This window comes from Pseudomonas sp. GW821-FHT01D09, from assembly GCF_059422465.1.
Window position 1 is genome coordinate 18,954 of record NZ_JBWKWY010000036.1, and the last position, 22,758, is coordinate 41,711.

23 protein-coding genes and 1 riboswitch are annotated in these 22,758 nt (G+C 61.7%); of the genes, 12 read left to right on the forward strand and 11 right to left on the reverse strand.

The features are described 5' to 3' along the window. The first annotated feature begins 12 nt into the window (after positions 1–12). From metK to AC07W7_RS23480, 4 genes are all read left to right on the forward strand, one after another. Positions 13–1,203 (forward strand): methionine adenosyltransferase, encoded by a 1,191-nt coding sequence (gene metK, locus AC07W7_RS23465; protein ID WP_029297363.1) that lies wholly within the window; start codon positions 13–15, stop codon positions 1,201–1,203. A gap of 251 nt (positions 1,204–1,454) precedes the next feature. Further along, entirely contained in the window at positions 1,455–1,802 is a 348-nt protein-coding gene (locus AC07W7_RS23470; protein WP_076963206.1) for a DUF1090 family protein, read from the forward strand. Between the two features lie 95 nt (positions 1,803–1,897). After that, complete coding sequence (gene ligB, locus AC07W7_RS23475) at positions 1,898–3,580, forward strand: NAD-dependent DNA ligase LigB (RefSeq protein WP_495040215.1); 1,683 nt, start codon at positions 1,898–1,900, stop codon at positions 3,578–3,580. A gap of 80 nt (positions 3,581–3,660) precedes the next feature. Then, positions 3,661–4,056: a DUF1090 domain-containing protein gene (locus AC07W7_RS23480; protein WP_076963204.1), complete on the forward strand. Its 396-nt coding sequence runs from the start codon at positions 3,661–3,663 to the stop codon at positions 4,054–4,056. An 18-nt stretch (positions 4,057–4,074) separates the two neighbouring features. On the opposite strand, the gene AC07W7_RS23485 is transcribed toward AC07W7_RS23480, so the two are convergent. Continuing rightward, positions 4,075–4,524 carry a c-type cytochrome gene (locus AC07W7_RS23485; protein WP_076963203.1) on the reverse strand — a complete coding sequence of 150 codons (450 nt, stop codon included), beginning with the start codon at positions 4,522–4,524 and terminating at the stop codon, positions 4,075–4,077. Positions 4,525–4,651: 127 nt separating this feature from the next. Here AC07W7_RS23485 and mltA point away from each other — a divergent pair, with 127 nt between their 5' ends. Further along, positions 4,652–5,839 (forward strand): murein transglycosylase A, encoded by a 1,188-nt coding sequence (mltA, locus tag AC07W7_RS23490; RefSeq protein WP_076963202.1) that lies wholly within the window; start codon positions 4,652–4,654, stop codon positions 5,837–5,839. Between the two features lie 131 nt (positions 5,840–5,970). Here mltA and AC07W7_RS23495 read toward each other — a convergent pair whose 3' ends face one another. The 4 genes from AC07W7_RS23495 to AC07W7_RS23510 form a co-directional block, all read right to left on the reverse strand. Further along, positions 5,971–6,357: an MAPEG family protein gene (locus tag AC07W7_RS23495; RefSeq protein WP_076963201.1), complete on the reverse strand. Its 387-nt coding sequence runs from the start codon at positions 6,355–6,357 to the stop codon at positions 5,971–5,973. Between the two features lie 31 nt (positions 6,358–6,388). Further along, entirely contained in the window at positions 6,389–7,222 is an 834-nt protein-coding gene (locus AC07W7_RS23500) for an EamA family transporter (RefSeq protein WP_076963200.1), read from the reverse strand. A gap of 74 nt (positions 7,223–7,296) precedes the next feature. After that, entirely contained in the window at positions 7,297–8,184 is an 888-nt protein-coding gene (locus AC07W7_RS23505; protein WP_495040216.1) for a formate/nitrite transporter family protein, read from the reverse strand. Positions 8,185–8,271: 87 nt separating this feature from the next. Beyond that, positions 8,272–8,670 (reverse strand): acyl-CoA thioesterase, encoded by a 399-nt coding sequence (locus AC07W7_RS23510; RefSeq protein ID WP_076963198.1) that lies wholly within the window; start codon positions 8,668–8,670, stop codon positions 8,272–8,274. 197 nt (positions 8,671–8,867) lie between these two features. Continuing rightward, positions 8,868–8,975, forward strand: a riboswitch (S-adenosyl-L-homocysteine riboswitch). 21 nt (positions 8,976–8,996) lie between these two features. Here AC07W7_RS23510 and ahcY point away from each other — a divergent pair. The 4 genes from ahcY (at position 8,997) to rhlE2 (ending at position 14,461) form a co-directional block, all read left to right on the forward strand. Further along, entirely contained in the window at positions 8,997–10,406 is a 1,410-nt protein-coding gene (gene ahcY / locus AC07W7_RS23515; RefSeq protein WP_076963197.1) for an adenosylhomocysteinase, read from the forward strand. A 178-nt stretch (positions 10,407–10,584) separates the two neighbouring features. After that, positions 10,585–11,430 (forward strand): methylenetetrahydrofolate reductase [NAD(P)H], encoded by an 846-nt coding sequence (metF, locus tag AC07W7_RS23520; protein ID WP_076963195.1) that lies wholly within the window; start codon positions 10,585–10,587, stop codon positions 11,428–11,430. Positions 11,431–11,559: 129 nt separating this feature from the next. Next, entirely contained in the window at positions 11,560–12,363 is an 804-nt protein-coding gene (locus AC07W7_RS23525; protein WP_197883261.1) for a substrate-binding periplasmic protein, read from the forward strand. Between the two features lie 223 nt (positions 12,364–12,586). Beyond that, on the forward strand, positions 12,587–14,461 hold the full coding sequence (gene rhlE2, locus AC07W7_RS23530; protein ID WP_076963193.1) for an RNA helicase RhlE2: 1,875 nt from the start codon (positions 12,587–12,589) through the stop codon (positions 14,459–14,461). A gap of 102 nt (positions 14,462–14,563) precedes the next feature. On the opposite strand, the gene AC07W7_RS23535 is transcribed toward rhlE2, so the two are convergent. Next, positions 14,564–15,163, reverse strand: coding sequence for a YceI family protein (locus AC07W7_RS23535; RefSeq protein WP_076963192.1), 600 nt, complete (start codon positions 15,161–15,163; stop codon positions 14,564–14,566). A gap of 32 nt (positions 15,164–15,195) precedes the next feature. Continuing rightward, positions 15,196–15,747, reverse strand: a complete 552-nt coding sequence (locus AC07W7_RS23540; protein WP_076963191.1) for a cytochrome b — start codon at positions 15,745–15,747, stop codon at positions 15,196–15,198. Between the two features lie 284 nt (positions 15,748–16,031). On the opposite strand from AC07W7_RS23540, the gene AC07W7_RS23545 reads away from it, so the two are divergent. Together AC07W7_RS23545 and AC07W7_RS23550 are read left to right on the forward strand one after the other, a co-directional pair. Further along, a complete protein-coding gene (locus AC07W7_RS23545) occupies positions 16,032–17,438 on the forward strand; it encodes an adenosylmethionine--8-amino-7-oxononanoate transaminase (protein WP_169900926.1) in 1,407 nt (468 codons plus the stop codon). 89 nt (positions 17,439–17,527) lie between these two features. Then, the gene (locus tag AC07W7_RS23550; RefSeq protein ID WP_169900925.1) at positions 17,528–18,247 is read left to right on the forward strand and encodes a 16S rRNA (uracil(1498)-N(3))-methyltransferase; all 720 of its coding nucleotides are present in this window, start codon (positions 17,528–17,530) and stop codon (positions 18,245–18,247) included. Between the two features lie 120 nt (positions 18,248–18,367). Here AC07W7_RS23550 and AC07W7_RS23555 read toward each other — a convergent pair whose 3' ends face one another. Genes AC07W7_RS23555 through AC07W7_RS23565 form a run of 3 tightly spaced genes read right to left on the reverse strand, consistent with a single transcriptional unit; the run spans position 18,368 to position 20,899 of the window. Continuing rightward, positions 18,368–19,270 carry a transporter substrate-binding domain-containing protein gene (locus AC07W7_RS23555; RefSeq protein WP_076963188.1) on the reverse strand — a complete coding sequence of 301 codons (903 nt, stop codon included), beginning with the start codon at positions 19,268–19,270 and terminating at the stop codon, positions 18,368–18,370. A 24-nt stretch (positions 19,271–19,294) separates the two neighbouring features. After that, entirely contained in the window at positions 19,295–19,648 is a 354-nt protein-coding gene (locus tag AC07W7_RS23560) for a RidA family protein (RefSeq protein WP_495040217.1), read from the reverse strand. Between the two features lie 9 nt (positions 19,649–19,657). Next, entirely contained in the window at positions 19,658–20,899 is a 1,242-nt protein-coding gene (locus tag AC07W7_RS23565) for a D-amino acid dehydrogenase (protein ID WP_495040218.1), read from the reverse strand. Positions 20,900–21,004: 105 nt separating this feature from the next. Here AC07W7_RS23565 and AC07W7_RS23570 point away from each other — a divergent pair, with 105 nt between their 5' ends. Then, entirely contained in the window at positions 21,005–21,907 is a 903-nt protein-coding gene (locus AC07W7_RS23570) for a LysR family transcriptional regulator (RefSeq protein WP_057960866.1), read from the forward strand. A 138-nt stretch (positions 21,908–22,045) separates the two neighbouring features. Here AC07W7_RS23570 and trhA read toward each other — a convergent pair whose 3' ends face one another. Then, positions 22,046–22,663, reverse strand: a complete 618-nt coding sequence (gene trhA / locus AC07W7_RS23575; protein ID WP_076963185.1) for a PAQR family membrane homeostasis protein TrhA — start codon at positions 22,661–22,663, stop codon at positions 22,046–22,048. Positions 22,664–22,758: the final 95 nt, after the last annotated feature.

Consider the following 22,758-nt stretch of genomic DNA (forward strand, 5'->3'; position numbering starts at 1 on the left):
GAAAACATCGAGATGAGCGAATATTCCCTTTTCACCTCCGAGTCCGTGTCTGAAGGGCATCCGGACAAAATCGCCGACCAGATTTCTGATGCGGTGCTGGACGCCATCATTGCTGAAGACAAGTTCGCCCGCGTGGCGTGCGAGACGCTGGTGAAAACGGGCGTAGCGATCATCGCCGGTGAAGTCACCACCTCGGCCTGGGTCGACCTGGAGCAGATCGTCCGTGACGTGATCACCGACATCGGCTACACCAGCTCCGACGTCGGCTTCGACGGCGCGACCTGCGGCGTGATGAACATCATCGGCAAGCAGTCGCCCGACATCAACCAGGGGGTCGACCGCGCCAAGCCGGAAGACCAGGGCGCCGGCGACCAGGGCCTGATGTTCGGCTACGCCAGCAACGAAACCGACGTGCTGATGCCGGCGCCGATCACCTTCTCGCACCAGTTGGTCAAGCGCCAGGCCGAGGCCCGTAAATCTGGCCTGCTGCCTTGGCTGCGCCCGGATGCCAAGTCCCAGGTCACCTGCCGTTACGAAGGCGGCAAAGTGGTGGGGATCGACGCCGTGGTGCTGTCGACCCAGCACAACCCGGAAGTCTCCTACAAAGACCTGCGCGAAGGCGTGATGGAGCTGATCGTCAAGCACGTGCTGCCTGCCGAGCTGCTGACCAAGGACACCCAGTTCCACATCAACCCGACCGGCCAGTTCATCATTGGTGGCCCGGTGGGCGACTGCGGCCTGACCGGGCGCAAGATCATCGTCGACAGCTACGGCGGCATGGCCCGTCACGGCGGCGGCGCGTTCTCCGGCAAGGATCCATCCAAGGTTGACCGTTCGGCCGCCTACGCCGGTCGCTATGTGGCCAAGAACATCGTCGCGGCCGGCCTGGCCGAGCGTTGCGAGATCCAGGTGTCCTACGCCATTGGTGTGGCCCAGCCTACATCGATCTCGCTGAACACCTTCGGTACCGGCAAAATCAGCGATGACAAGATCGTCAAGCTGGTGCGTGAGATCTTCGACCTGCGTCCGTACGCAATCACCACCATGCTCGACCTGCTGCACCCGATGTACCAGGAAACCGCGGCCTACGGCCACTTCGGTCGTACCCCTGAACAGAAGACCGTCGGCGACGACACCTTCACCACGTTCACCTGGGAAAAAACCGACCGCGCCGACGACCTGCGTACCGCCGCCGGCCTGTAATCGCTGTATGCAACACCCAAGGCCCTGCCGGGTTTTCCCGGCGGGGCTTTTTGTTGCAGTTTTTTTGCCGGCCCGACTGGCTCGCGATGGCGGGCCTGGCAAATAGTTCACATTTATTGGATCCAACCCTTGCAGGCCAAATGATGGCCCACTAAAATCCGCGCCCTCCCGAGCATTCACCCCACCTGGATATTGCATTGCGCCTGCTCGGGACAGCCAAGTGCGCAGGCAATCGAACATTGAGGTTTTTCATGCGTATTTCCACGCTCGCCCCTGCCGCCCTGCTGCTCAGCCTGTTCACCCTGTCCGCGCAAGCTGCTGACCTGAGCGGCCTGACTGGCGCCCTGACCTCCCAACTGGGCGGTGCTACCGGCAACTGCGAAAAACAGAGCCAGGAGCTGCAAGCCAAGGTCGATGCGGCCAAAGCCAATGGCGAAGACCTGAAAGTGAAAGCCATGCAGGCTGCACTGGACCAGGTAAACAAAGGTTGCAAAAAAGTCGGCGAGTCCCAGGGCAAGCTCGACGAAGCCTCGCAAAAGCAGCAAGCCAAGGCTGACAGCAATGACACCGTGAAAGCCCTGGGCGGTCTGTTCAAGTAAGCAGAAACACCCAGTAAAAAGCCTCGCGCCTGCGGGGCTTTTTTATGGGCGTTTGCTTGTTTTAGGCTGGGCGCCCCTTCAGAGCAAGGATGCTCATGATGACGCCACGCCTGCTGACCTCCCTGCTGTTGATGCTCTTTCCCCTCGCCCCTTGGGCGCAGGGCTGCCCGGACTGGCCAGCCGACAAGGCCCGGGACGAAATCACCGCCCTGCAACGGCAAATCAGCCTGTGGGACGACAGCTACCATCGCCTCGGCCAATCCCTGATCAGCGACGAACTCTACGACCAGGCCCGCTGGCGCCTGGAGCAATGGCGGGGCTGTTTTGCCCAGGCGCCGTCAGCGGCCGACAATCCCCTGTCCAGCGCGCGGGGCAGCGTCGCCCATCCAGTCCCGCACACGGGGCTTGAGAAGCGGGTCAATGACCGCGCCGTGGCAGACTGGATCCAGGCCCGCAGCGACCTGTGGATACAACCCAAGGTCGATGGCGTGGCCGTGACCCTGGTCTATCGCGCGGGGCGCCTGGCCCAGGTCATCAGCCGCGGCGATGGCCTGTTCGGCCAGGACTGGACCACCTCGGCCCGCAAGATCCCCGGCATCGTGCAACAACTGCCCGAGGCCATCGACCTGCTCTTGCAAGGCGAGTTGTACTGGCGCCTGGAGGCCCATATCCAAGGGGAAACGGGCGGCCTGAATGCCCGCAGCAAAATCTCCGGGCTGATGAACCGCCAACAACTGAGTGATGCCGACGCCGCCGGTATCGGCCTGTTCGTCTGGGCCTGGCCACAAGGGCCGGCGGACATCAGGCAGCAATTGGACAGCCTCGCTCACTGGGGCTTTGTCGACAGCCGGCGCTACAGCCAGCCTATCGGCACCTTTGAACAGGCGCGTTACTGGCGCGCTTTCTGGCTTGGGCATCCATTGCCCTTCGCCACGGATGGCGTGGTGCTGCACCAAAGCCAACGTGCCCCGGCCAGTCGCTGGCAAGCCAGTGCGCCGTACTGGGCCATCGCCTGGAAATACCCGGTCATCAAAGCCCTGGCCCATGTTCGCCAGGTGCGGTTCAAGATCGGCCGCACCGGCCGTATCACACCGATCCTGGAACTGGACCCGGTGCTGCTCGACGATCGCCAGATCAAGCGCGTCAGCCTCGGCTCGTTGAAACGCTGGCAAGCGCTGGATATCCGCCCCGGCGACCAGGTGTCCATCAGCCTTGCCGGCCAGGTGATCCCACGGCTCGACCAGGTCATCCTGCGCAGCTATCCACGGGTCGATGTCGCGGTACCGCTAGCCAGCGATTTCCATCACCTGAGCTGCTGGCGGCTGGCCCCGGCCTGCGAGGAACAACTGCTGGCCCGGCTGACCTGGCTCAGTGGCAAGCAGGGCCTGGATCTGCCACACATTGGCCGCGAGACCTGGAGCCACTTGATCCAGGCCGGGCAAATCAACGGTTTGGTGGATTGGTTGAACCTTGATGAGACAGAGCTTGCTACCATTGACGGATTCGGCGACCGCAGCAGTGCACGCCTGCTTGCGAGCCTGCGCAGTGCGCGCCAGCGGCCGTTCGCTCAGTGGCTGACGGCGCTGGGCGTTCCACCCACTGCGCGCAACAACCTGGCCGGCGGTTGGCATGCCCTGGCCGCCCGAGACACGCAAGCATGGCAGGCCGAAGCGGGAATCGGCCCGGGGCGGGCGGCGCAGTTGAGCGCTTTTTTTCGCGACCCCCAGGTGGTGGCCATGAGTGAAACACTGCGGGCAGCCGGGATAGACGGCTTTTAGTCCCAACCCGCGACATTAACCGGTGCTGGCAGAAATCACCCTGCCCACCTGACAACGATCTTGTTGATTTTGGAGTTTTTATGAAGTTTCTTGCACCGCTTGCCCTGCTGACCCTCACCAGTTTCCTGGCCACGCCATTGCTGGCGACCGAGACAGCCGCGCAACTGACCGGTTGCGCCGCCAAGCGCCAGGCCATCAGCCAGCAGATCGAACAAGCCAAGGCCCACGGCAACAGCGAGCAACAAGCCGGCCTGGAAAAAGCCTTGAGCGAAGTCACCGAGCACTGCACCGACGCCGCCCTGAAAAAGGAACGCGAGAACAAGGTGCTGGATGCCAAGCACGAAGTCAGCCGCCGTCAGGCCGACCTCGACAAAGCCATGAAAAAGGGCGACTCCGAGAAGATCAACAAGCGTAAGGACAAGCTCGCCGAATCGCGCAAAGAACTACAGCAAGCCCTCGACGATCTGGACAAGTAAGACCCATAAGACCGAGCCTCAATGGTCGCGAAACTGCTTATGACAGGCGCTGCAGGCATCTTCGACCTTCTGCACGGCCGGCCCCAGGTTACTGGCCTTGTAAGGCTGCACCTGGCTGGCGATCACCAATTCACCGGTGGCCGCCTCAAGGTTGCGCGCCAGTTCCTGGAACTGGGCCTGTTTCTGCCATACGTCGTCCTTGGCGCTGGTGTGGTCTTCTTCGCGCACCGTTGGAAAGTGTTGCCACGGCTCGTGGGACAGGGCGTCGAGCTTGACCGCACCCTCGGCAAATTTCGCCCCGTCGAACGGGATGCGACCACGCAGCATGCCACCCAGGTCTTCGCCGGTCTTGAGCATCTGCTTGAAAATGGCCTTGCGCTGGCCCAGCGGCGAGTTCGGGTCCACGCCACCGCAGGCGGTCAGCGTCAGGCAGGCCAGCAATACAACAGTCAGTTTTTTAAAAGTCATGGTGGCTCAGGGTCACGGGAAACGGCGGCCAGTATCCTCGCCCCACCCGTAAAGGCCAATAGCCCTATTAATAATATGGATGCTTGCGCGGTAACGTGCGTGGGCAATCGCCTTGGGAATTACTTGCATGAATAACCTGTTCAACCCCTGGAGCCGCCGGCTGGCCTGGGCTCTGCCGATGATCGCGCTGCTGGCCGGATGCGACGGCGGCAATGCTCCGGCCCCCAAGCCCGAGCCGGAAAAACCCCACGCCGTAGCGACCTATGTCAGCGCCACCTGGGAAGCCCTGCCGACGGTCTCGGACAACGACCTGCTAGCCGGCTTCGAGTCCTGGCGCAGTGCCTGCCAACGCCTGAAAAACGACCCGGTATGGGGCACCACCTGCGCTGCAGCCGCCAATGTGCCGGGCAACGCCAGCGATATCCGTGGCTTCCTCAAGCAACAGCTGGACGTGTATGGCTTGCGCTCGGCGGACAATACCCCCAATGGCCTGATCACCGGCTACTACGAACCGGTCTACCCGGGCAGCCTCACCGAGACCAAGACCGCCCATGTGCCCGTGTTTGGCGTGCCGGACGACCTGATCATCGTCAACCTGGAAAGCATCTACCCCGAACTCAAGGGCAAACGCCTGCGCGGGCGCCTGGAAGGCCGGGTGCTCAAGCCCTATGACGATGCGGGCACCATCAACCAGCAAGGCTCCAGTGCCAAGCCCATCGCCTGGCTGACCCAGCCGATGGACCTGCAATTCCTGCAGATCCAGGGTTCGGGCCGTATCCAACTGGCGAACGGGCGCCAACTGCGCGTGGGCTATGCCGACCAGAACGGCTTCCCTTATCGCCCTATCGGCCGCTGGCTGGTGGAGCAAGGCGAGCTGAAGAAAGACGAAGTGAGCATGGGCGCGATCAGTGCCTGGGCCAAGGCCCATCCTGAACGGATCCCGGAACTGTTGGCGAGCAACCCAAGCTACGTCTTCTTCAGCACCCGCCCCGACAGCAATGAAGGCCCACGCGGCTCGCTGAACGTGCCGCTGACCGCCGGTTACAGCGTGGCCGTGGACCGCAAGGTCATCCCACTGGGCAGCCTGTTGTGGTTGTCGACGACCCGTCCCGATGGCGCGCCGATCGTACGACCGGTAGCGGCCCAGGATACAGGGGGGGCGATTGTCGGTGAGGTGCGTGCGGACTTGTTCTGGGGCACGGGTGATGCAGCGGGTGAATTGGCCGGGAATATGAAGCAGCAAGGCCAGATCTGGATGCTGTGGCCCAAGGGCGCGGCACTGCCTAAAGTGCCGGACGCCCCGACAGGAAGCTAAGATGCAAATGTAGGAGCGGGCCTGTGTGGGAGCGGGCTTGCCCGCGATTGCAGTGGGTCAGCCAACCAATCTGTCGCTGATACTCCGCTATCGCGAGCAAGCCCGCTCCCACACGGGATCTACGGTGGGCTTTACATCGAGACGAAGAAGAAGCTCGCAATCAACGCCATGCCCACGAACCACACCAGCGAACGCAAGATCGCCCAGTCCGCCAGGTAGCAGATGATGTACAGCAGGCGGCTGGTGATAAACAGCACCGCCAGTACGTTGATGGTCACCAGTTCCGCGTTGCCGGCCAGGTGGGCAATGATCACCGCAGCGGCAAACGCCGGGGTCACTTCAAAGCTGTTGAGCTGTGCACTATGGGCGCGCTTAGCGAAGCCTTCGAGGGTTTCGAGGAAGGCCCGGGGGTCATGGTTCTGCCGGGGGCCGAACTTGCCACCACTGAACTTGGCCACGCCGGTACACAGGTAAGGCAGAAAAATTGCGATCAACACACACCAGAAAGCGACAGTCATCACTCATTCCTTTTTTGGTTTTATCGGCTGGTTAGAGTTTCATCACGAACATGCCGATCAGCACCAACCCACAGGCTAAGAGCCGGGAGCGGCCGAAAGGTTCTTTCAGGTAACGCATACCGAACAACACCACCAGGATCACGCTGACTTCCCGCAGCGCGGCGGCCTCGGCAATCGAGCCCAACTGCATGGCCCAAAGTACCAGAGCGTAGCTCAACAACACGCACAATCCCACGCTCAACCCCAACCGCCACTGGGTGCGCCAGAACAGGCTGAACGCCGCGCGCTTGCGCACCATGGCCAGCAAGGGAAAGGGCCAGGCGCTAATCAGGGTCAGCCAGACCAGGTAGTCCAACGGGTGCGACCAGCGTCGCAGCGCCTGCCCATCAAGGAAGGTATAGCAGCCAATGCACAGGCCGATCAGCGCCACCACCGGTAACATCGACCAGGGCAACCGATCCCCGCCACCGCCTTGCCACAACAGGCACAACATGCCGAACGGGATCAGCAGGATGCCGACAATCTGCTGGGTACTGAGGACTTCCCCGGCAAACACCAGGGTCAACGCCAGCACCACCAGCGGCGACAAACCACGCATCAGTGGATACACCAAGCCCAGGTCGCCGACGCGGTAGGCCTGGATCAGCAGGTAACGGTAGAGCAACTCGAACAGGGCCGACGCGATGATCCACGGCCAGATTTCCAGGGGCGGCAGCGTCACAAACCCTACCGCCAATAGCACAAACAGCAGCGCAACGCTGTCCATGCAGGCGATCACCAACAGGCGTTCGCCGCTGAATTTGATCAAGGTGTTCCACGTCGCATGCAACAGTGCGGCTATCAGTACCAGGACTGTCGCAAGCAATGGAACCTCCTGTAAGTGATTCGTGATGTGTCAGCACATACATATACCAAATACCGCGCTGGCGCACCCTGGCCTCACTGATCCTTGTCGGTCCGCTGCGGATGCCTGGGGGCCGCCGCCTTTTTGCCCGGCAGGCTGCATTCGCTGCGAATCTGCGCATGGCTGATCAGCGCGAAGATAAAACTGCCGCCGATGATATTGCCGGCCAGGGTCGGCCCGGCAAACACCAGCCAGAAGTCCTTCCACGGCAGTTCGCCGGCAAATACCAGGTAGGACACCTCTGCCGAACCGACGACGATGTGGGTAAAGTCGCCCAGCGCCATCAGGTAGGTGATCAGGATAATGATCCACATCTTGGCGCTTTCCATGGACGGGATCATCCACACCATGGTGGCGATCATCCAGCCGGAAACGATGCCCTTGGCGAACATCTGGCCCGTGTCGTTTTCCATGATCTTGCGCCCGATTTCGAGGAAGGCCTGGTCAGTCCTGGTGTCGAAGATCGGCAAGTGCAACATCACATAGGCCACCAGCAACGTGCCACACAGGTTGCCCACCAGCACCACCGTCCACAGCCGCATCAGGCGCCCGGCATTGACCAGGGTCGGCTTGCTCATCACCGGCAGCACAGCGGTCAGGGTGTTTTCGGTGAACAGTTGCTGGCGTGCGAGGATCACCGCGAGAAAGCCCGCGCAGTAGCCAAAGCTGGCGATCACCTTGAAGGCTTCGCCGTCGGGCAGACGGGAATTGAGCAACCCCATGGCCATCAATGACAGGCCCATGGTCAGGCCGGCGGCCAGCGCCGACCACCATAGCGCCGCGACGCTGCGCTCCAGCTCCTGGTCGCCCTGGGTGCGGATGATTTCATGTAACACCGCCGCCCGGGGTGGCTGGTTCTTGTCCACATCCTGCTGCTCTGCCTGCGACAGGTTGGGAGTCTTGCCGTCTTCTTGCGTGGCCATGGGCGTACCTGAACGTTGGGTGACGATGTTCAGGTACGACCTACCAGCCATCACCAGCGTTCAATGGCCACTTACTGACAAGGAAGGTTACTCGCTGTCGTCCTTGAACTGGTCTTTGACGTACTTGATCTCGGTACGACCATGGGGGGCCGGCAGGCCGTCTTCGCCGAGGTTGACGAAGACCATTTTTTCCACGGTGAGGATGCTCTTGCGCGTGATCTTGTTGCGCACTTCACAGGTCAGGGTGATGGAGGTGCGGCCAAACTCGGTGGCGGTGATGCCCAGTTCGATGATATCGCCCTGGCGCGAAGCGCTGACAAAGTTGATCTCGGAGATGTACTTGGTCACCACCCGCTGGTTGCCCAGTTGAACGATGGCGTAGATCGCGGCCTCTTCGTCGATCCAGCGCAGCAGGCTGCCACCGAACAGGGTGCCGTTGGGGTTGAGGTCTTCGGGTTTTACCCATTTGCGGGTGTGGAAGTTCATGTTCACTCCAAAGCGTCTTGCCGAATGATGGCCGACATCATGGCAGAGCGCCGGCCCAAGCTCTACGAGCCATTACCTATCAGCGCCATGAGCGATCTTCATGAGCCCGACAGAAAGGCTTGGGAAGTCAGGCGCAGGCAGCTATAATCGCCACCGCTTCAAACGGTCATCGGTGATCGATACCGTTCTCCCGCCACCTGTCCGAGGGGCGCTGCAGCAGGCCCTGGCCTGTCAGGCTCGGATGGGGCGTTGCCCAGCCGGGTTGTCCTGGCTGGATACTAAACGCACAACGGCGCCCATTCGCACACTACGAATGGAGGCTCTTCATGAGCGCTGTAATCACGCCTGCAGGTTTTACCGACTACAAAGTCGCCGATATGTCCCTCGCTGCCTGGGGCCGTCGCGAAACCTTTATCGCCGAATCCGAAATGCCTGCCCTGATGGGTCTGCGCCGCAAGTACGCCGCCGAGCAGCCGCTCAAGGGCGCGAAGATCCTCGGCTGCATCCACATGACCATCCAGACTGCCGTACTGATCGAGACCCTGGTTGCCCTGGGTGCCGAAGTGCGCTGGTCGTCCTGCAACATCTTCTCGACCCAGGACCAGGCCGCTGCCGCCATCGCCGCTGCCGGTATCCCGGTCTTTGCCTGGAAAGGCGAGACCGAAGAAGAGTACGAGTGGTGCCTGGAGCAAACCATCCTCAAGGATGGCGCGCCTTGGGATGCCAACATGATCCTCGACGACGGCGGCGACCTGACCGAGCTGCTGCACAAGAAGTACCCGGCCATCCTCGACCGTGTCCACGGCGTGACCGAAGAAACCACCACCGGCGTGCACCGCCTGCTGGACATGCTGGCCAAGGGCGAGCTGAAAATCCCGGCCATCAACGTCAACGACTCGGTGACCAAGAGCAAGAACGACAACAAGTACGGCTGCCGTCACAGCCTCAACGATGCGATCAAGCGCGGCACCGACCACCTGCTGTCGGGCAAGCAAGCCCTGGTGATCGGCTACGGTGACGTGGGCAAGGGTTCGTCCCAGTCCCTGCGCCAGGAAGGCATGATCGTCAAGGTTTCCGAAGTCGACCCGATCTGCGCCATGCAAGCGTGCATGGACGGTTTTGAAGTGGTCTCGCCGTTCATCGACGGCCAGAACGACGGCACCGAAGCCAGCATCGACAAGGCCCTGCTGGGCAAGATCGACCTGATCGTGACCACCACCGGTAACGTCAATGTCTGTGATGCCAACATGCTCAAGGCCCTGAAAAAGCGCGCCGTGGTGTGCAACATCGGTCACTTCGACAACGAAATCGACACCGCTTTCATGCGCAAGCACTGGGCATGGGAAGAAGTCAAACCTCAGGTACACAAGGTTCACCGTACCGGTGCTGGCAGCTTTGATCCGCAGAACGATGACTACCTGATCCTGCTGGCCGAAGGCCGCCTGGTGAACCTGGGCAACGCCACCGGCCACCCAAGCCGCATCATGGATGGCTCGTTCGCCAACCAGGTACTGGCGCAGATCTTCCTGTTCGGCCAAAAATACGCCGACCTGTCGCCTGCCCAGAAAGCCGAGCGCCTGACCGTGGAAGTACTGCCGAAGAAACTCGACGAAGAAGTGGCCCTGGAAATGGTCCGCGGCTTCGGCGGCGTGGTGACGCAACTGACCAAGACCCAGGCCGACTACATCGGCGTGACGGTTGAAGGTCCGTTCAAGCCGCACGCCTACCGCTACTGATCGGCCCTGCCGGCGCCGGCTCCTCTGTGGGAGCCGGGCTTGCCCGCGATGCAGGCACCACGGTATTCCAGCAATACCGCGCTGATGCTATCGCAGGCAAGCCAGCTCCCACAGAAAGCCCGGCACCCGCATCGATTGTGTATGCCTTCCAGGTTTTTGAGTTTCCAAGGGTATTACCATGTCCCAAGACCGTCGCTACAGCTTCGAGTTCTTCCCGACCAAGACCGATGCTGGGCATGAAAAACTAATGGCGACTGCCAAGCAGTTGGCCAGCTACAACCCCGATTTCTTCTCCTGCACCTACGGCGCAGGTGGCTCGACCCGTGATCGCACGATCAACACCGTGCTGCAGCTGGAAAGCGAAGCCAAGGTGCCCGCCGCGCCGCACCTGTCGTGCGTGGGCGACAGCAAGGCCGACCTGCGTGGCCTGCTGAGCCAATACAAGGCCGCCGGCATCAAGCGTATCGTTGCCCTGCGTGGCGACCTGCCGTCCGGCATGGGCATGGCCAGCGGCGAGTTGCGCTATGCCAATGACCTGGTGAGCTTCATTCGTGAGGAAACCGGTGATCACTTCCATATCGAAGTGGCCGCCTACCCGGAAATGCACCCGCAGGCACGCAACTTTGAGGACGATCTCAACAACTTCGTGCGCAAGGCCAATGCCGGCGCCAACAGTGCGATCACCCAGTACTTCTTCAACGCCGACAGCTACTTCTACTTTGTCGAGCGCGTGCAGGCCATGGGTGTGAATATCCCGATCGTGCCGGGCATCATGCCGATCACCAACTACAGCAAGCTGGCGCGCTTCTCTGACGCCTGCGGTGCAGAAATCCCACGCTGGGTACGCAAGCAGCTGGAAGCCTATGGCGATGACGTCAAGAGCATCCAGGCCTTTGGCGAGCAGGTCATCAGTGACATGTGCGAGACCTTGCTGCAAGGTGGCGCACCGGGGCTGCACTTCTACACCCTGAACCAGGCCGACCCGAGCCTGGCGATCTGGAACAACCTCAAGCTGCCACGCTGAGGCTGCCCTCCCGTACCGCCGACCCGGACTCCTTCCCGGCTCGGCGGCACAATAAAAGTTCAGGTTTGCGGCCTGAAGATCCCCGATCCAGAGCTTCTCTTTACCCTGAGACAGTCGTAACCTCAGGGTATGCCCGTCATTCTCCAGTTGTTGACCGCTGTCCTTTTCACTTGCCTGAGCCTAGCCGCCCACGGCGAGAAACTACGCATTGTCACCGAGCCCTGGGCACCTTACGTCTACGAAGAAAACGGCCAGATGCGCGGGCTCGACTACGAGACCACCGTCATCGTGTTCCAGCGCCTGGGGATCGAGGTGCAATGGCAGTTCCTGCCCTGGAAACGTTGCCTGGCCATGCTCGACCAGGGCCTGGCCGATGGCGCGCTGGATATTTTCCACAGCCACGAACGCGACGCTGCGCTGCTTTACCCCAGCGAACCGCTGTCCAAGGTTGAGTTTGTGATGTTCTACGCCAACGAACGCCCGCATCCATTCCAGACCCTGGATGACCTCAAGGGGCTGACCATCGGCACCTCCCCTGGCTACCTGTATAGCGCCGGGTTCAGCGAATCCACCCTGTTTACCCGGGAACCGGCGCCCAGCCATGAGGCCAACTTCGGCAAGCTGGCCCGTGGTCGGATTGACCTGGTGATCACCGACCGCCGGGTTGGCCAACATGTGCTCAAGGCGTTGGGCCTGGAACACCAGGTCACACAGGCGCCACCGGTGATCAGCAGCCAGAAGCAATTCCTCGCCGTGCGCCGTGGCGCGGGCATGGACCTGCTGGTGCAGCGCTTTGCTGCCGAACTCAAGCGCTTCAAGCAAGAGCCGGCCTACGCAGCCCTGAGTGCGAAATATGCCGGTATCCATGCGAAAATAGCGCCCTCGCCGCGGCTGGACGACACCGTTGAGCAGCAGGAAAGCAGCGCGCAGTGATTGCTCTGTTATACTCCGGCCTTTCCGCCAGGCTTACGCCCGGCCGCTGTGGTCGTCTAACAGGCATCCAACCCCGCTACTGCGCAGCTTTGCAGCCCGCGCGAGCTGTTGGAGTGCGTGCCAGCCCCAGCAGGACCGGACGGGGTTGCGTTCCTCTAAACGCGATTCGCGCCCGGCAAGATTATCCCTTTGGGCCAAGCCCTAACTACAAACAGGATTACTCATGTCCTTTGCTTCCCTCGGTCTCTCCGAGGCTTTAGTCCGCGCCATCGAGGCAGCGGGCTATACCGAGCCTACTCCGGTGCAACAGCGGGCTATTCCCGCCGTGTTGCAAGGTCGCGACCTGATGGTCGCGGCTCAGACAGGTACTGGTAAAACCGGCGGCTTCGCCCTCCCGATTCTGGAGCGGTTGTTCCCCAACGGTCACCCGGACAAATCCCAACGTCACGGCCCGCGCCAACCCCGCGTACTGGTCCTGACCCCCACCCGCGAACTCGCCGCACAAGTGCATGACAGCTTCAAGCTCTATGCCCGCGACCTGAAGTTCGTCAGCGCCTGCATCTTCGGCGGCGTCGGCATGAACCCTCAGGTTCAGGCCATGTCCCGCGGGGTTGACGTGCTGGTCGCCTGCCCAGGTCGCTTGCTCGACCTGTGCGGCCAAGGCAGCGTCGATCTGTCCCACGTGGAAATCCTCGTGCTGGACGAAGCCGACCGCATGCTCGACATGGGCTTTGTGCATGACGTGAAGAAAGTCCTCGCGCGCCTGCCGGCCAAACGCCAGAACCTGCTGTTCTCGGCAACGTTCTCCAACGACATCACCGCCCTGGCCGGCAAGCTGCTGCACAACCCCGAGCGCATCGAAGTCACGCCGCCCAACACCACGGTCGAGCGTATCGAGCAACGGGTGTTCCGCCTGCCTGCCAGCCACAAGCGTTCGCTGCTGGCCCACCTGATCACCGCCGGTGCCTGGGAACAGGTCCTGGTGTTCACCCGCACCAAGCACGGCGCCAACCGCCTGGCCGAATACCTGGACAAGCACGGCCTGACCGCCGTCGCCATCCACGGCAACAAGAGCCAGAACGCGCGGACCAAGGCCCTGGCCGACTTCAAGGCCGGCTCCGTACGGATCCTGGTCGCCACCGATATCGCCGCCCGTGGCCTGGATATCGACCAACTGCCGCACGTGGTCAACTTCGAGCTGCCAAACGTCGATGAAGACTACGTGCACCGTATCGGCCGTACGGGCCGGGCCGGTCGTTCGGGCGAGGCCATTTCCCTGGTCGCCCCGGATGAAGAAAAACTGCTGAAAAGCATCGAGCGCATGACCAAGCAGAAAATCGCCGACGGCGACCTGATGGGCTTCGATGCCAGCACCGTGGAAGCCGAGAAACCGGAAGTGCGCGAGCGCCCGGACGTGCGTAACCCACGCAACCCACGCGGTCCCAAGGGCGATGGCCCGAACGGCGGTGGTGGTGGCGGTGGTCGTCGCGACAAAGGCAAGGACAAGGGCGGCAAGGACAAGGCGCCCACCAACGGCCGTGGCGAACGCCCAGCCCGTGAGCAGAAGCCCCGCGAAGGCACCCCGGCCCGTGAACAGCGCCAGCCGAGCCAGCCGCCACGCGCCGCAGCCGACCGCGCACCGGATGAGTTCCTCGACGATGACGTGGATAACTTCGGTAACCGCGTAGACTACGTGCCCCAGGCCAAACCGGCCCAGGGTCGTGGTCGTCGCCCGGGTGCCCCGGCACCGGGTGCAGGTGCTCCGCGCACCGGCGGCCAGCCACAGGGTCGCCAGAACGCTCCGCGCAGCAGCAACGGCGCCACCACCGGCACCCCACCGGCCAAGCGCAATGGTCCGCGTAACGGCGCACCACGTGACGGCCAGGCCCGTCGCGAAGAGTCGCGCAACCGCCGCCCCGCCCGTGATGAGCAGCCACGCTCCTCCGAGCCAGCCGTGCAGAACCCGCGCAGCGGCACCACGCCGAAGATCATCCACAAGGAGTCGAAAAGCGATCGCTTCCCGACACCTGAGCAGTTGGATCAACTGCCAGGCCGCCCTCGTGGTGAAAAACCAGCGTTGCTGACCCGCAACCGCTAAGTTGCTGGCATAAAAAACGCCCCGTATCTTGCGATACGGGGCGTTTTTTTATGCCTTCAAACTACTGTAGGAGCAAGCTTGCTCGCTCCTACAGACAAAGCATTACTTCGCTTTTACACCTTCAAAGGTGATGTACAGCTCAACCTTGTCGGACTGTGGACCTACATCCATACCATCCTTGTTGAACTCTTTGCGGCTGATGCTGGTGGTGCCTTCAAAGCCGGCACGGTAGCCACCCCATGGATCCTTGCCTTCACCCAGGAACGTAGCCTTGACCACGATTGGCTTGGTGACCCCGTGGAAAGTCAGGTCGCCAGTGACATCGGCAGTCAGCTTGCCATCGGCATTCTTGCCGGTTGGCTTGACGCTGGTGGAGACAAACTTGGCATCCGGGAATTTGCCCGACTCCAGGAAGTCCTTGCTGTTAACGTGCTTGTCGCGCTCGGCATGGTTGCTGAAGATACTGGCGGTGCGCACATTCACTTCGATCTTGGCATCTTCAGGCTTGGCAGCGTCAAAGCTGAACTTGCCGTCCAGGTCCTTGAAAGTACCGGTGATGAAGCTGTAGCCCAAGTGGCTGATCTTGAAATCGACGAAGGCGTGCTGGCCTTCTTTGTCGATCACGTAGTCAGCCGCCATCGCCGAACCAGCAGACAGCAGGGCAGAACCAATTGCCAGAGCGGCGAGAGTTTTTTTCAACATGCTTTCTATTCCTTGTGAGTCGAGGTTGAACATCAGGCTTTGCGCCCCAGCATACGGACCAGGGTTGCATCACGATCAATGAAGTGGTGTTTCAAGGCAGCCACGCCATGCAGGCCGGCAAAGACCACCAGCACCCAGGCCAGGTACAAATGCACCAGCCCGGCTACATCTGCCTGGTCCGGTAGACCGGAAACCACGGCAGGAATTTCAAACAAACCAAACACCGGGATCCCGACACCGTCTGCGGTGGAAATCAGATAGCCGGCAATCATCACCGCAAACAGCCCCAGATACAGGAACCCGTGGCCGAATGCGGCACCGATACGAGTCAGACGGCTATAGCTGGCCAACGCTGGCGGCGGCGGGCTGAGCAGGCGCCAGACAATGCGCACCAACATGACCGCAAACAACGTAAGGCCAATGCTTTTGTGCAAATCCGGCGCGTCTTTACGCCAGGCGCTGTAATAGTCGAGACCGACCATCCACAAGCCCAGCGCAAACAGACCGAACACCACCAGTGCCACGCCCCAATGAATCACAATGCTGACCCAGCCGTAGCGGGTCGATGAGTTTCGTAGTTGCATTAACCAAATCCCGTAAGAGCCGTGCTCAAGACTAGCGTTTTACTTATCGATATAAAGCGGAAAATTTCGCTATGAAACATCGAAAAAAACGATCTTAAAGAGTACACAGATTAAGTTAACGATGGATTAACGACTATTCCTAAGATACGTGACAGACCGTCCTGCATTTATCGCGAATTATCCTACAAACGCTCAATTGGGTTGTGACACCGCCCGCCATTGCATAGGCTTGCGCGATTGTTTTGCCTGCGCGGGTCACGGCAGCGCTTCGAGGAGACGAAAAGATGGGCTTGAATAACCAGTGGATGCAACGCGACCTGGCGGTGCTGTGGCATCCCTGCACCCAGATGAAAGACCACCAGCAGCTGCCGCTGGTGCCAATCAAGCGCGGTGAAGGCGTGTGGCTGGAAGACTTTGAAGGCAAGCGCTACCTCGATGCTGTCAGCTCCTGGTGGGTCAACGTGTTCGGCCACGCCAACCCGCGTATCAACCAGCGTATCAAGGATCAGGTGGACCAACTGGAGCACGTGATCCTCGCCGGCTTCAGCCACCAGCCGGTGATCGAGCTGTCCGAGCGCCTGGTCAAGCTCACCCCCGAAGGCCTGACCCGCTGCTTCTACGCCGACAATGGCTCATCGTGCATCGAAGTCGCGCTGAAAATGAGCTTTCACTATTGGCTCAACCGCGGCCAGCCGAATAAAAAGCGCTTTGTCACCCTGACCAACAGCTACCACGGCGAAACCATCGCCGCGATGTCGGTTGGCGATGTGCCGCTGTTCACCGAGACCTACAAGGCCTTGCTGCTGGACACCCTCAAGGTGCCAAGCCCGGACTGCTACCTGCGCCCCGATGGCATGAGTTGGGAAGAACATTCGCGCAACATGTTCCAGGCCATGGAACAGACCCTGGCGGATAACCACGCCAGCGTCGCCGCCGTGATCGTCGAGCCGCTGATCCAGGGCGCCGGTGGCATGCGCATGTATCACCCGGTGTACCTCAAGCTGCTGCGCGAAGCCTGCGACCGGTATGGCGTGCACCTGATCCACGACGAAATCGCCGTGGGCTTCGGCCGCACCGGCAGCATGTTCGCCTGTGAACAGGCGGGTATCCGCCCGGACTTCCTGTGCCTGTCCAAGGCCCTGACCGGCGGCTACCTGCCCCTGGCCGCCGTGGTCACCACCGAAGATGTGTACAGCGCCTTCTACGACGACTACCCGACCCTGCGCGCCTTCCTGCATTCCCACAGCTACACCGGCAACCCGCTGGCGTGTGCGGCGGCCCTGGCGACCCTGGATATCTTTGAAGAAGACAACGTCATCGAACACAACAAGGCCCTGGCCCAGCGCATGGCCACCGCCACCGCACACCTGGTGGACCATCCCCATGTGTCGGAAGTGCGCCAGACTGGCATGGTGCTGGCCATCGAGATGGTGCAGGACAAGGCCACCAAGGCCGCCTACCCGTGGCAGGAACGGCGTGGCCTGAAAGTGTTCGAGCACGCCCTGGAGCGCGGCGCGTTGTTGCGGCCCCTGGGCAGCGTGGTGTATTTCCTGCCGCCGTATGTGATCACCCCGGAGCAGATCGACTTTTTGGCCGAAGTGGCCACTGAAGGCATTGATATCGCCACCAACAGCACAGTCAGCGTGGCCGTACCCAAGGACTTCCACCCAGGCTTTCGCGACCCCGGCTGATTGAACCCAGCCTATTAATCTGGCGCCTGGCCTGCCGCATCGCGGGCAAGCCCGGCTCCCACAGGTTTTGCATTTTCCCGAGAACAGAAATGAGACTGTCCCGCTTTTTCACCGATACCCCGTTGAGCCTTGGCGACCACGAGTTGCCCGAGGCCCAGGCGCACTACATCAGCCGCGTGCTGCGCATGAATGAAGGCGATGCCGTGCAACTGTTCGACGGTTCTGGCCAGGAATTTCGCGGCAGCCTGCTGGAAGTCGGGAAAAAACGCGTGACGGTGCAACTCACCGAAGCCTTCGCCGGCCAGGTCGAATCACCGCTGCACATTCATCTGGGCCAGGGCCTGTCCCGGGGCGAGCGTATGGACTGGGCCATCCAGAAAGCCACCGAGCTTGGGGTCAACGCCATCACGCCGATCTTCAGCGAGCGTTGCGAAGTACGCCTCAAGGACGAACGCGCCGACAAGCGCCTGCTGCACTGGCGCCAGGTCGCAATCAGCGCCTGTGAGCAATGCGGGCGCTCCACGGTGCCGGTGATTCACCCACCGTTGTTGCTGGCCGATTGGTTGCAACAGGCCGAAGCGGATTTGAAGCTGGTGCTGCACCCGGTGGCCGAGCCACTGGTGAGCCATGCCAAACCGTCGAGCCTGGCGTTTTTGATCGGCCCGGAGGGAGGCTTGACCGATGGCGAAGTCCAGACCGCGCAAGGCGCAGGCTTCCACGCCGCACGGCTGGGGCCGCGGGTGTTGCGCACCGAGACCGCGCCGGTGGTGGCACTGGCCGTTGCACAACAGCTATGGGGCGACTTCTAACCCCACCTTGCAAACCCAATCAAACTGTAGGAGCTGGCTTGCCTGCGATGGCGGCATCAAGGCCTGCGCAAGACTTGCGGGCATCATCGCCGGCAAGCCGGCTCCTACAGGCTGGGTGTTTTATTCCACCGGATCACTCACCGGCTTGGCAATAATCGCCTTCAGCTCGCTGGTCATGGGGAATTCCAGGTTCAAGCCCTTCGGCGGGATCGGCTGTTCAAACCAGCGCTGGTAGATCCCGTTGATTTCCCCCGAGCTGTACAGCTCGCCCAGGGTCTCGTTGACCACCGCCAGAAACTGCGGGTCGTCCTTGCGCACCATGCAGCTGTAGATTTCCCGCGACTGCTCCTCGCCCACCACCACCCACTTGTGCGGGTCTTGGGCCTTGGCGCGCTCGCCGTAGAGCAATGCGTCGTCCATATAGAACGCCACGGCCCGGCCCGACTGCAGCATCTGGAACGCCTCGCCGTGATCCTTGGCGCTGATCACCGACATATCCAGCTTGTGCTCATGGTTGTAGCTCTTGAGGAACCGTTCGTTGGTGGTGCCGGCGGTGGTCACCACGTTCTTGCCGCGCAGGTCGGCGAAGCGCTGGATGCCGCTGTCGTTGGCGGTAAGCAACTGGCCCTTCACATAGATAAAGCCATAGGAAAACGCCACCTGCTTCTGCCGCTCGGCCGTCACCCCGGTGGAGCCGCACTCCAGGTCCACGGTGCCGTTGATCACCAACGGGATGCGCGTCTGCGAGGTGACCAGGTTGTACTTCACGTTGAGCTGGGGCACGCCGGTCTTCTGCTGGATGCGCTCGACTATCTTGCTCGCCAGGTCCACCGAATAGCCCATGGGCTTGCCAGTGTGGTCACCGACATAGGAAAACGGCACCGACGCATCGCGATAGCCCAGGGTGATGCTCTTGGCATTCGCGATCTTGGCCAGGGTGCCTGTCAGCGGCGCTTCATTGGCCTGGGCCTGGGCCGCCAGTAACAGCCCGAGGGCCGTGCCGATCAACGTGATTTTTTGCATTGTTATTCTCCGTTGGTTTTCTTGTTATGGGCGGCGTACAGCGATAACGCTGATTTCCACCAGCACACCGGGGCGTGCCAGTTCCGCCTGCAGGGTGGTGCGGGTCGGTGCCTGGCCGGGCGTGAGCCAGGCGGACCAGACATCATTCATCGGCGCAAAGCCCTCCTGGATATTCTTCAGGTAAATGGTCGCGTTGAGCAGATGATCCTTGTCGCTGCCGGCTTCGGCCAGCAGCGCATCAATTTTGGTCAGCACCTCTTGGGTCTGGGTGGTCACGTCCTGGCCGTCGCCCGGCACCTGGCCGGAGAGGAAGACCAGCTCCTGGTAGGTCACGGCGCCCGACAGGCGATTATTGCTGTTGATCCGGGTGATGGTCATTGCAGTGTCCTAAGCGGCGCGGGGCGCAAGGCCCTGCATATCAATGGAAGTGGTGTGCTGGCCGATCAACTCCGCCAACAGCTGGCCGCTGCCACAGGCCAGGGTAAAGCCCAGGGCGCCGTGGCCAAGGTTGAGCCACAGGTTGCGGTACACACTGGCGCCAATCAACGGCACGCCACTGGGGGTGGCCGGGCGCATGCCGGCCCATTCGATGGCCTGGCTGTAGTCGCCGGCCAGGGGGAAGGTCTCACTGGCCTGGCGCTTGATCAGGGCCAGGCGCTTGGGCTCAAGGCCGGTATCAAAGCCGACGATGTCGACCATCGCCGCCACCCGCAATTGCTCGCCGATCCGTGCATAGACGATCTTGCGGTCATAGTCGGTGATGCTGATTTTTGGCGCGGCGTGCTGCGCGCCAATCGGTACGCTCAGGCTGTAGCCCTTGAGCGGGTACAGCGGCAGCACGATGCCCGGCAAGGCCAGCTCGGGGCTGCGGACTCCAGCGGCCAGCACCAGATGCTGCACCGGCATCACCTCGCCGCCCAACTCAATCCCCTGCACCGTGCCGTTGGCCTGGCGGATACCCGTGACCTTGCGCCCCAGCACAAACCGGCAACTGCCCGACGCGGTAAGGCGTGCCGCCAATTGCTGACAGAAGCCATGACAATCCGCCACTTCTTCATTGGGTGTGTAGATGCCCCCGACAAAATCCGTGGCCCCCAGGGTCGGCTCCAGGCGTGTGCAGTCGGCCGCCGACAGCACTTGCTGTTGCAGGCGATCAAGCACCTTATTGCGAGCGTGTTCAAAGGTGTGGTGGCTGCGAAACGTCACCAGCTTGCCATTGCGTTTCCAGTCGAAGCCGTCCAGCCCGTCTTCTTCACGCCACTGCTGCAAGGTGCCCTGGCTCAAGGTGGCCAGGCGCAACAAGTGGCCAGCATTGCGCTTGTTGACGGAGGCCCGGCAGGCACCGAGGAACGCGGCCATCCAGCGCCATTGCGCCGGGTCCAGGCGCGGGCGCAGCTTTAACGGCGAGTCGCCGCGCAACAGCCAGCCAATGGCTTGCAACGGCACGCCTTTGTCCGCCAGCGGCGCAACGTAGCGATAGGACAACTGGCCGCCATTGGCAAAACTGGTCTCGCTGCCCAGGCTGTCGCGGGCTTCGACCACCGTCACGTCCATGCCGGCGCGCACCAGGGCATAGGCGCTCGCCAGACCGATGACCCCACCGCCAATGATGCAAACCTGCTGAGCCATGTCGATTCCCGAGCGTTGTAATGAACACCAAGATTAGGGCCAGGTGACAGGCGCCGGACAATGAATAAAGATGGGCCACCTATAAACAAAGGTTATGGACTCGTCATGCGCTTGCGTCATATCGAAATCTTCCAGGCCATTCGCCAGACCGGCTCGGTCAGCGCCGCCGCGCAGTTGCTGCATGTCTCACAACCGGCGGTGACCAAGGTGCTGCAACATGCCGAGCTGCAGTTGGGTTTCCCGCTGTTCCTGCGCATACGCGGCAAGCTGCAGCCAACCCCGGAGGCCCTGGCTCTGGAACGTGAAGTCGATAAGGTCAGCGAAAGCCTGCAAGGCGTGCGGCGCCTGGCCCAGAACCTGCGGCGCGCACCCGGCCAAAGCCTGCGCATCGGCGCCACACCGGCCCTGGCCTTGTCGTTGTTGCCACCGGCGATTGGCGAATGGACCCAGCGCTACCCGGACATCGCCTGCGAACTGTCCAGCGCCCACAGCCGCGAACTGGTGCAAAACCTGCTGATGCGCGAGATGGATGTGGCGCTGACCCTCAAGTCCCCGGACCATCCCGGGCTCAAGGCCCAGGCATTGGCCCACGGCGTGCTGGTGGCCCTGGCGCCACGGGGTTTCTGGCCGGCGGCGGAGCTGGGCAAACCCTTGCCGTTGATGGCCCTGGCGGGCGCGCCGTTGATTGGCCTGTCCAGTGCCGACCCACTCTCAGCGCGGCTCGACAGCTACCTCGAAGCGGTCGAGCCGCCGCCCAGGGTGCGGATCTCGGTACAGACCTATTCCCTGGCCCGCGCCATGGTGGAATCCGGCGCCGGCCTGGCGGTGATCGACCCCTTCACGGCGCTGGGCGCCTCCACCGACAGCACCTGCATCCGCCCCCTGGCCCCGCCGCTGCCCATCACCTTATATGCCCTGACCCGTGCCGACGAGCCACCGCCGCATATGTTGGCGAGCCTGCTGGAGATCTTTGGCAGTCGTGCCCAAGAGCAGTTGGACCGCCTGTAAAACACCACAAAATCCATGTGGGAGCTGGATTGTGTGGGAGCTGGCTTGCCTGCGATGCAGGCACCTCGGTTTATCAGTTACACCGCAGTGATGCGATCGCAGGCAAGCCAGCTCCCACACAAGCCAGCGCCTACAGCTTCAGAGCACATAGCGCATGATCGCCACAAAATGCAGCAGGCTGCCGCCAATCACAAACAAGTGCCAGATCCCATGGGAATGCCTTAACCGGTGCTCCAGGGCAAAAAAGATAATCCCCACCGTGTACAACACCCCACCCGACGCCAACCAGATAAACCCATGCGTACCCAGCGCCGCGATCAGCGGCTTGACCGCCACCAACACAATCCAGCCCATCACCGCATAAATCACAATCGACAAAATCCGCGCCTCCGAGCGCGGCTTGATCTCCTGCAGGATGCCGATCACCGCCAGCCCCCAGACAATCCCGAACAGCGTCCAGCCCCACGCCCCGTTCAGGGTCACCAGGCAAAACGGGGTGTAGCTGCCGGCGATCAGCAGGTAGATCGAAAAGTGGTCGACCTTCTGCATGATCGCTTTCTTGCGCCCGCGCACGCTGTGATACACCGTCGAGGCGCTGTACAGCACCAGCAGGGTAAAACCATAGATCGCCACGCTGACGATCTTCCACGGGCTGCCGTCCAGGCTCGCCACCACCAGCATCCACACCGCGCCGATAAAGGCTGCCACGGCGCCGAGCAAATGGCTCCAGGCGTTGAATCGTTCGCCGTGATACATACCTCATCCACCTCCAAAACGGCTGCACGTCCCCGTAAGGCTCATGCCTGACAGACGAGAGTGCAAGACCGTTATGACGGTTGCGGCGCTTTAAG

Excerpts from the sequence above, each read along its gene's own strand:
- rhlE2 (WP_076963193.1), top strand. The coding sequence starts at position 12,587 with ATGTCCTTTGCTTCCCTCGGTCTCTCCGAGGCTTTAGTCCGCGCCATC.
- AC07W7_RS23505 (WP_495040216.1), bottom strand. The coding sequence starts at position 8,184 with ATGGCCACGCAAGAAGACGGCAAGACTCCCAACCTGTCGCAGGCAGAG.
- mltA (WP_076963202.1), top strand. The coding sequence starts at position 4,652 with ATGAATAACCTGTTCAACCCCTGGAGCCGCCGGCTGGCCTGGGCTCTG.
- metK (WP_029297363.1), top strand. The coding sequence starts at position 13 with ATGAGCGAATATTCCCTTTTCACCTCCGAGTCCGTGTCTGAAGGGCAT.
- AC07W7_RS23510 (WP_076963198.1), bottom strand. The coding sequence starts at position 8,670 with ATGAACTTCCACACCCGCAAATGGGTAAAACCCGAAGACCTCAACCCC.
- AC07W7_RS23480 (WP_076963204.1), top strand. The coding sequence starts at position 3,661 with ATGAAGTTTCTTGCACCGCTTGCCCTGCTGACCCTCACCAGTTTCCTG.
- AC07W7_RS23485 (WP_076963203.1), bottom strand. The coding sequence starts at position 4,524 with ATGACTTTTAAAAAACTGACTGTTGTATTGCTGGCCTGCCTGACGCTG.
- metF (WP_076963195.1), top strand. The coding sequence starts at position 10,585 with ATGTCCCAAGACCGTCGCTACAGCTTCGAGTTCTTCCCGACCAAGACC.
- AC07W7_RS23550 (WP_169900925.1), top strand. The coding sequence starts at position 17,528 with ATGAGACTGTCCCGCTTTTTCACCGATACCCCGTTGAGCCTTGGCGAC.
- AC07W7_RS23565 (WP_495040218.1), bottom strand. The coding sequence starts at position 20,899 with ATGGCTCAGCAGGTTTGCATCATTGGCGGTGGGGTCATCGGTCTGGCG.
- AC07W7_RS23525 (WP_197883261.1), top strand. The coding sequence starts at position 11,560 with ATGCCCGTCATTCTCCAGTTGTTGACCGCTGTCCTTTTCACTTGCCTG.
- ligB (WP_495040215.1), top strand. The coding sequence starts at position 1,898 with ATGATGACGCCACGCCTGCTGACCTCCCTGCTGTTGATGCTCTTTCCC.
- AC07W7_RS23570 (WP_057960866.1), top strand. The coding sequence starts at position 21,005 with ATGCGCTTGCGTCATATCGAAATCTTCCAGGCCATTCGCCAGACCGGC.
- AC07W7_RS23560 (WP_495040217.1), bottom strand. The coding sequence starts at position 19,648 with ATGACCATCACCCGGATCAACAGCAATAATCGCCTGTCGGGCGCCGTG.
- AC07W7_RS23545 (WP_169900926.1), top strand. The coding sequence starts at position 16,032 with ATGGGCTTGAATAACCAGTGGATGCAACGCGACCTGGCGGTGCTGTGG.
- trhA (WP_076963185.1), bottom strand. The coding sequence starts at position 22,663 with ATGTATCACGGCGAACGATTCAACGCCTGGAGCCATTTGCTCGGCGCC.
- AC07W7_RS23470 (WP_076963206.1), top strand. The coding sequence starts at position 1,455 with ATGCGTATTTCCACGCTCGCCCCTGCCGCCCTGCTGCTCAGCCTGTTC.
- AC07W7_RS23555 (WP_076963188.1), bottom strand. The coding sequence starts at position 19,270 with ATGCAAAAAATCACGTTGATCGGCACGGCCCTCGGGCTGTTACTGGCG.
- ahcY (WP_076963197.1), top strand. The coding sequence starts at position 8,997 with ATGAGCGCTGTAATCACGCCTGCAGGTTTTACCGACTACAAAGTCGCC.
- AC07W7_RS23495 (WP_076963201.1), bottom strand. The coding sequence starts at position 6,357 with ATGACTGTCGCTTTCTGGTGTGTGTTGATCGCAATTTTTCTGCCTTAC.
- AC07W7_RS23535 (WP_076963192.1), bottom strand. The coding sequence starts at position 15,163 with ATGTTGAAAAAAACTCTCGCCGCTCTGGCAATTGGTTCTGCCCTGCTG.
- AC07W7_RS23540 (WP_076963191.1), bottom strand. The coding sequence starts at position 15,747 with ATGCAACTACGAAACTCATCGACCCGCTACGGCTGGGTCAGCATTGTG.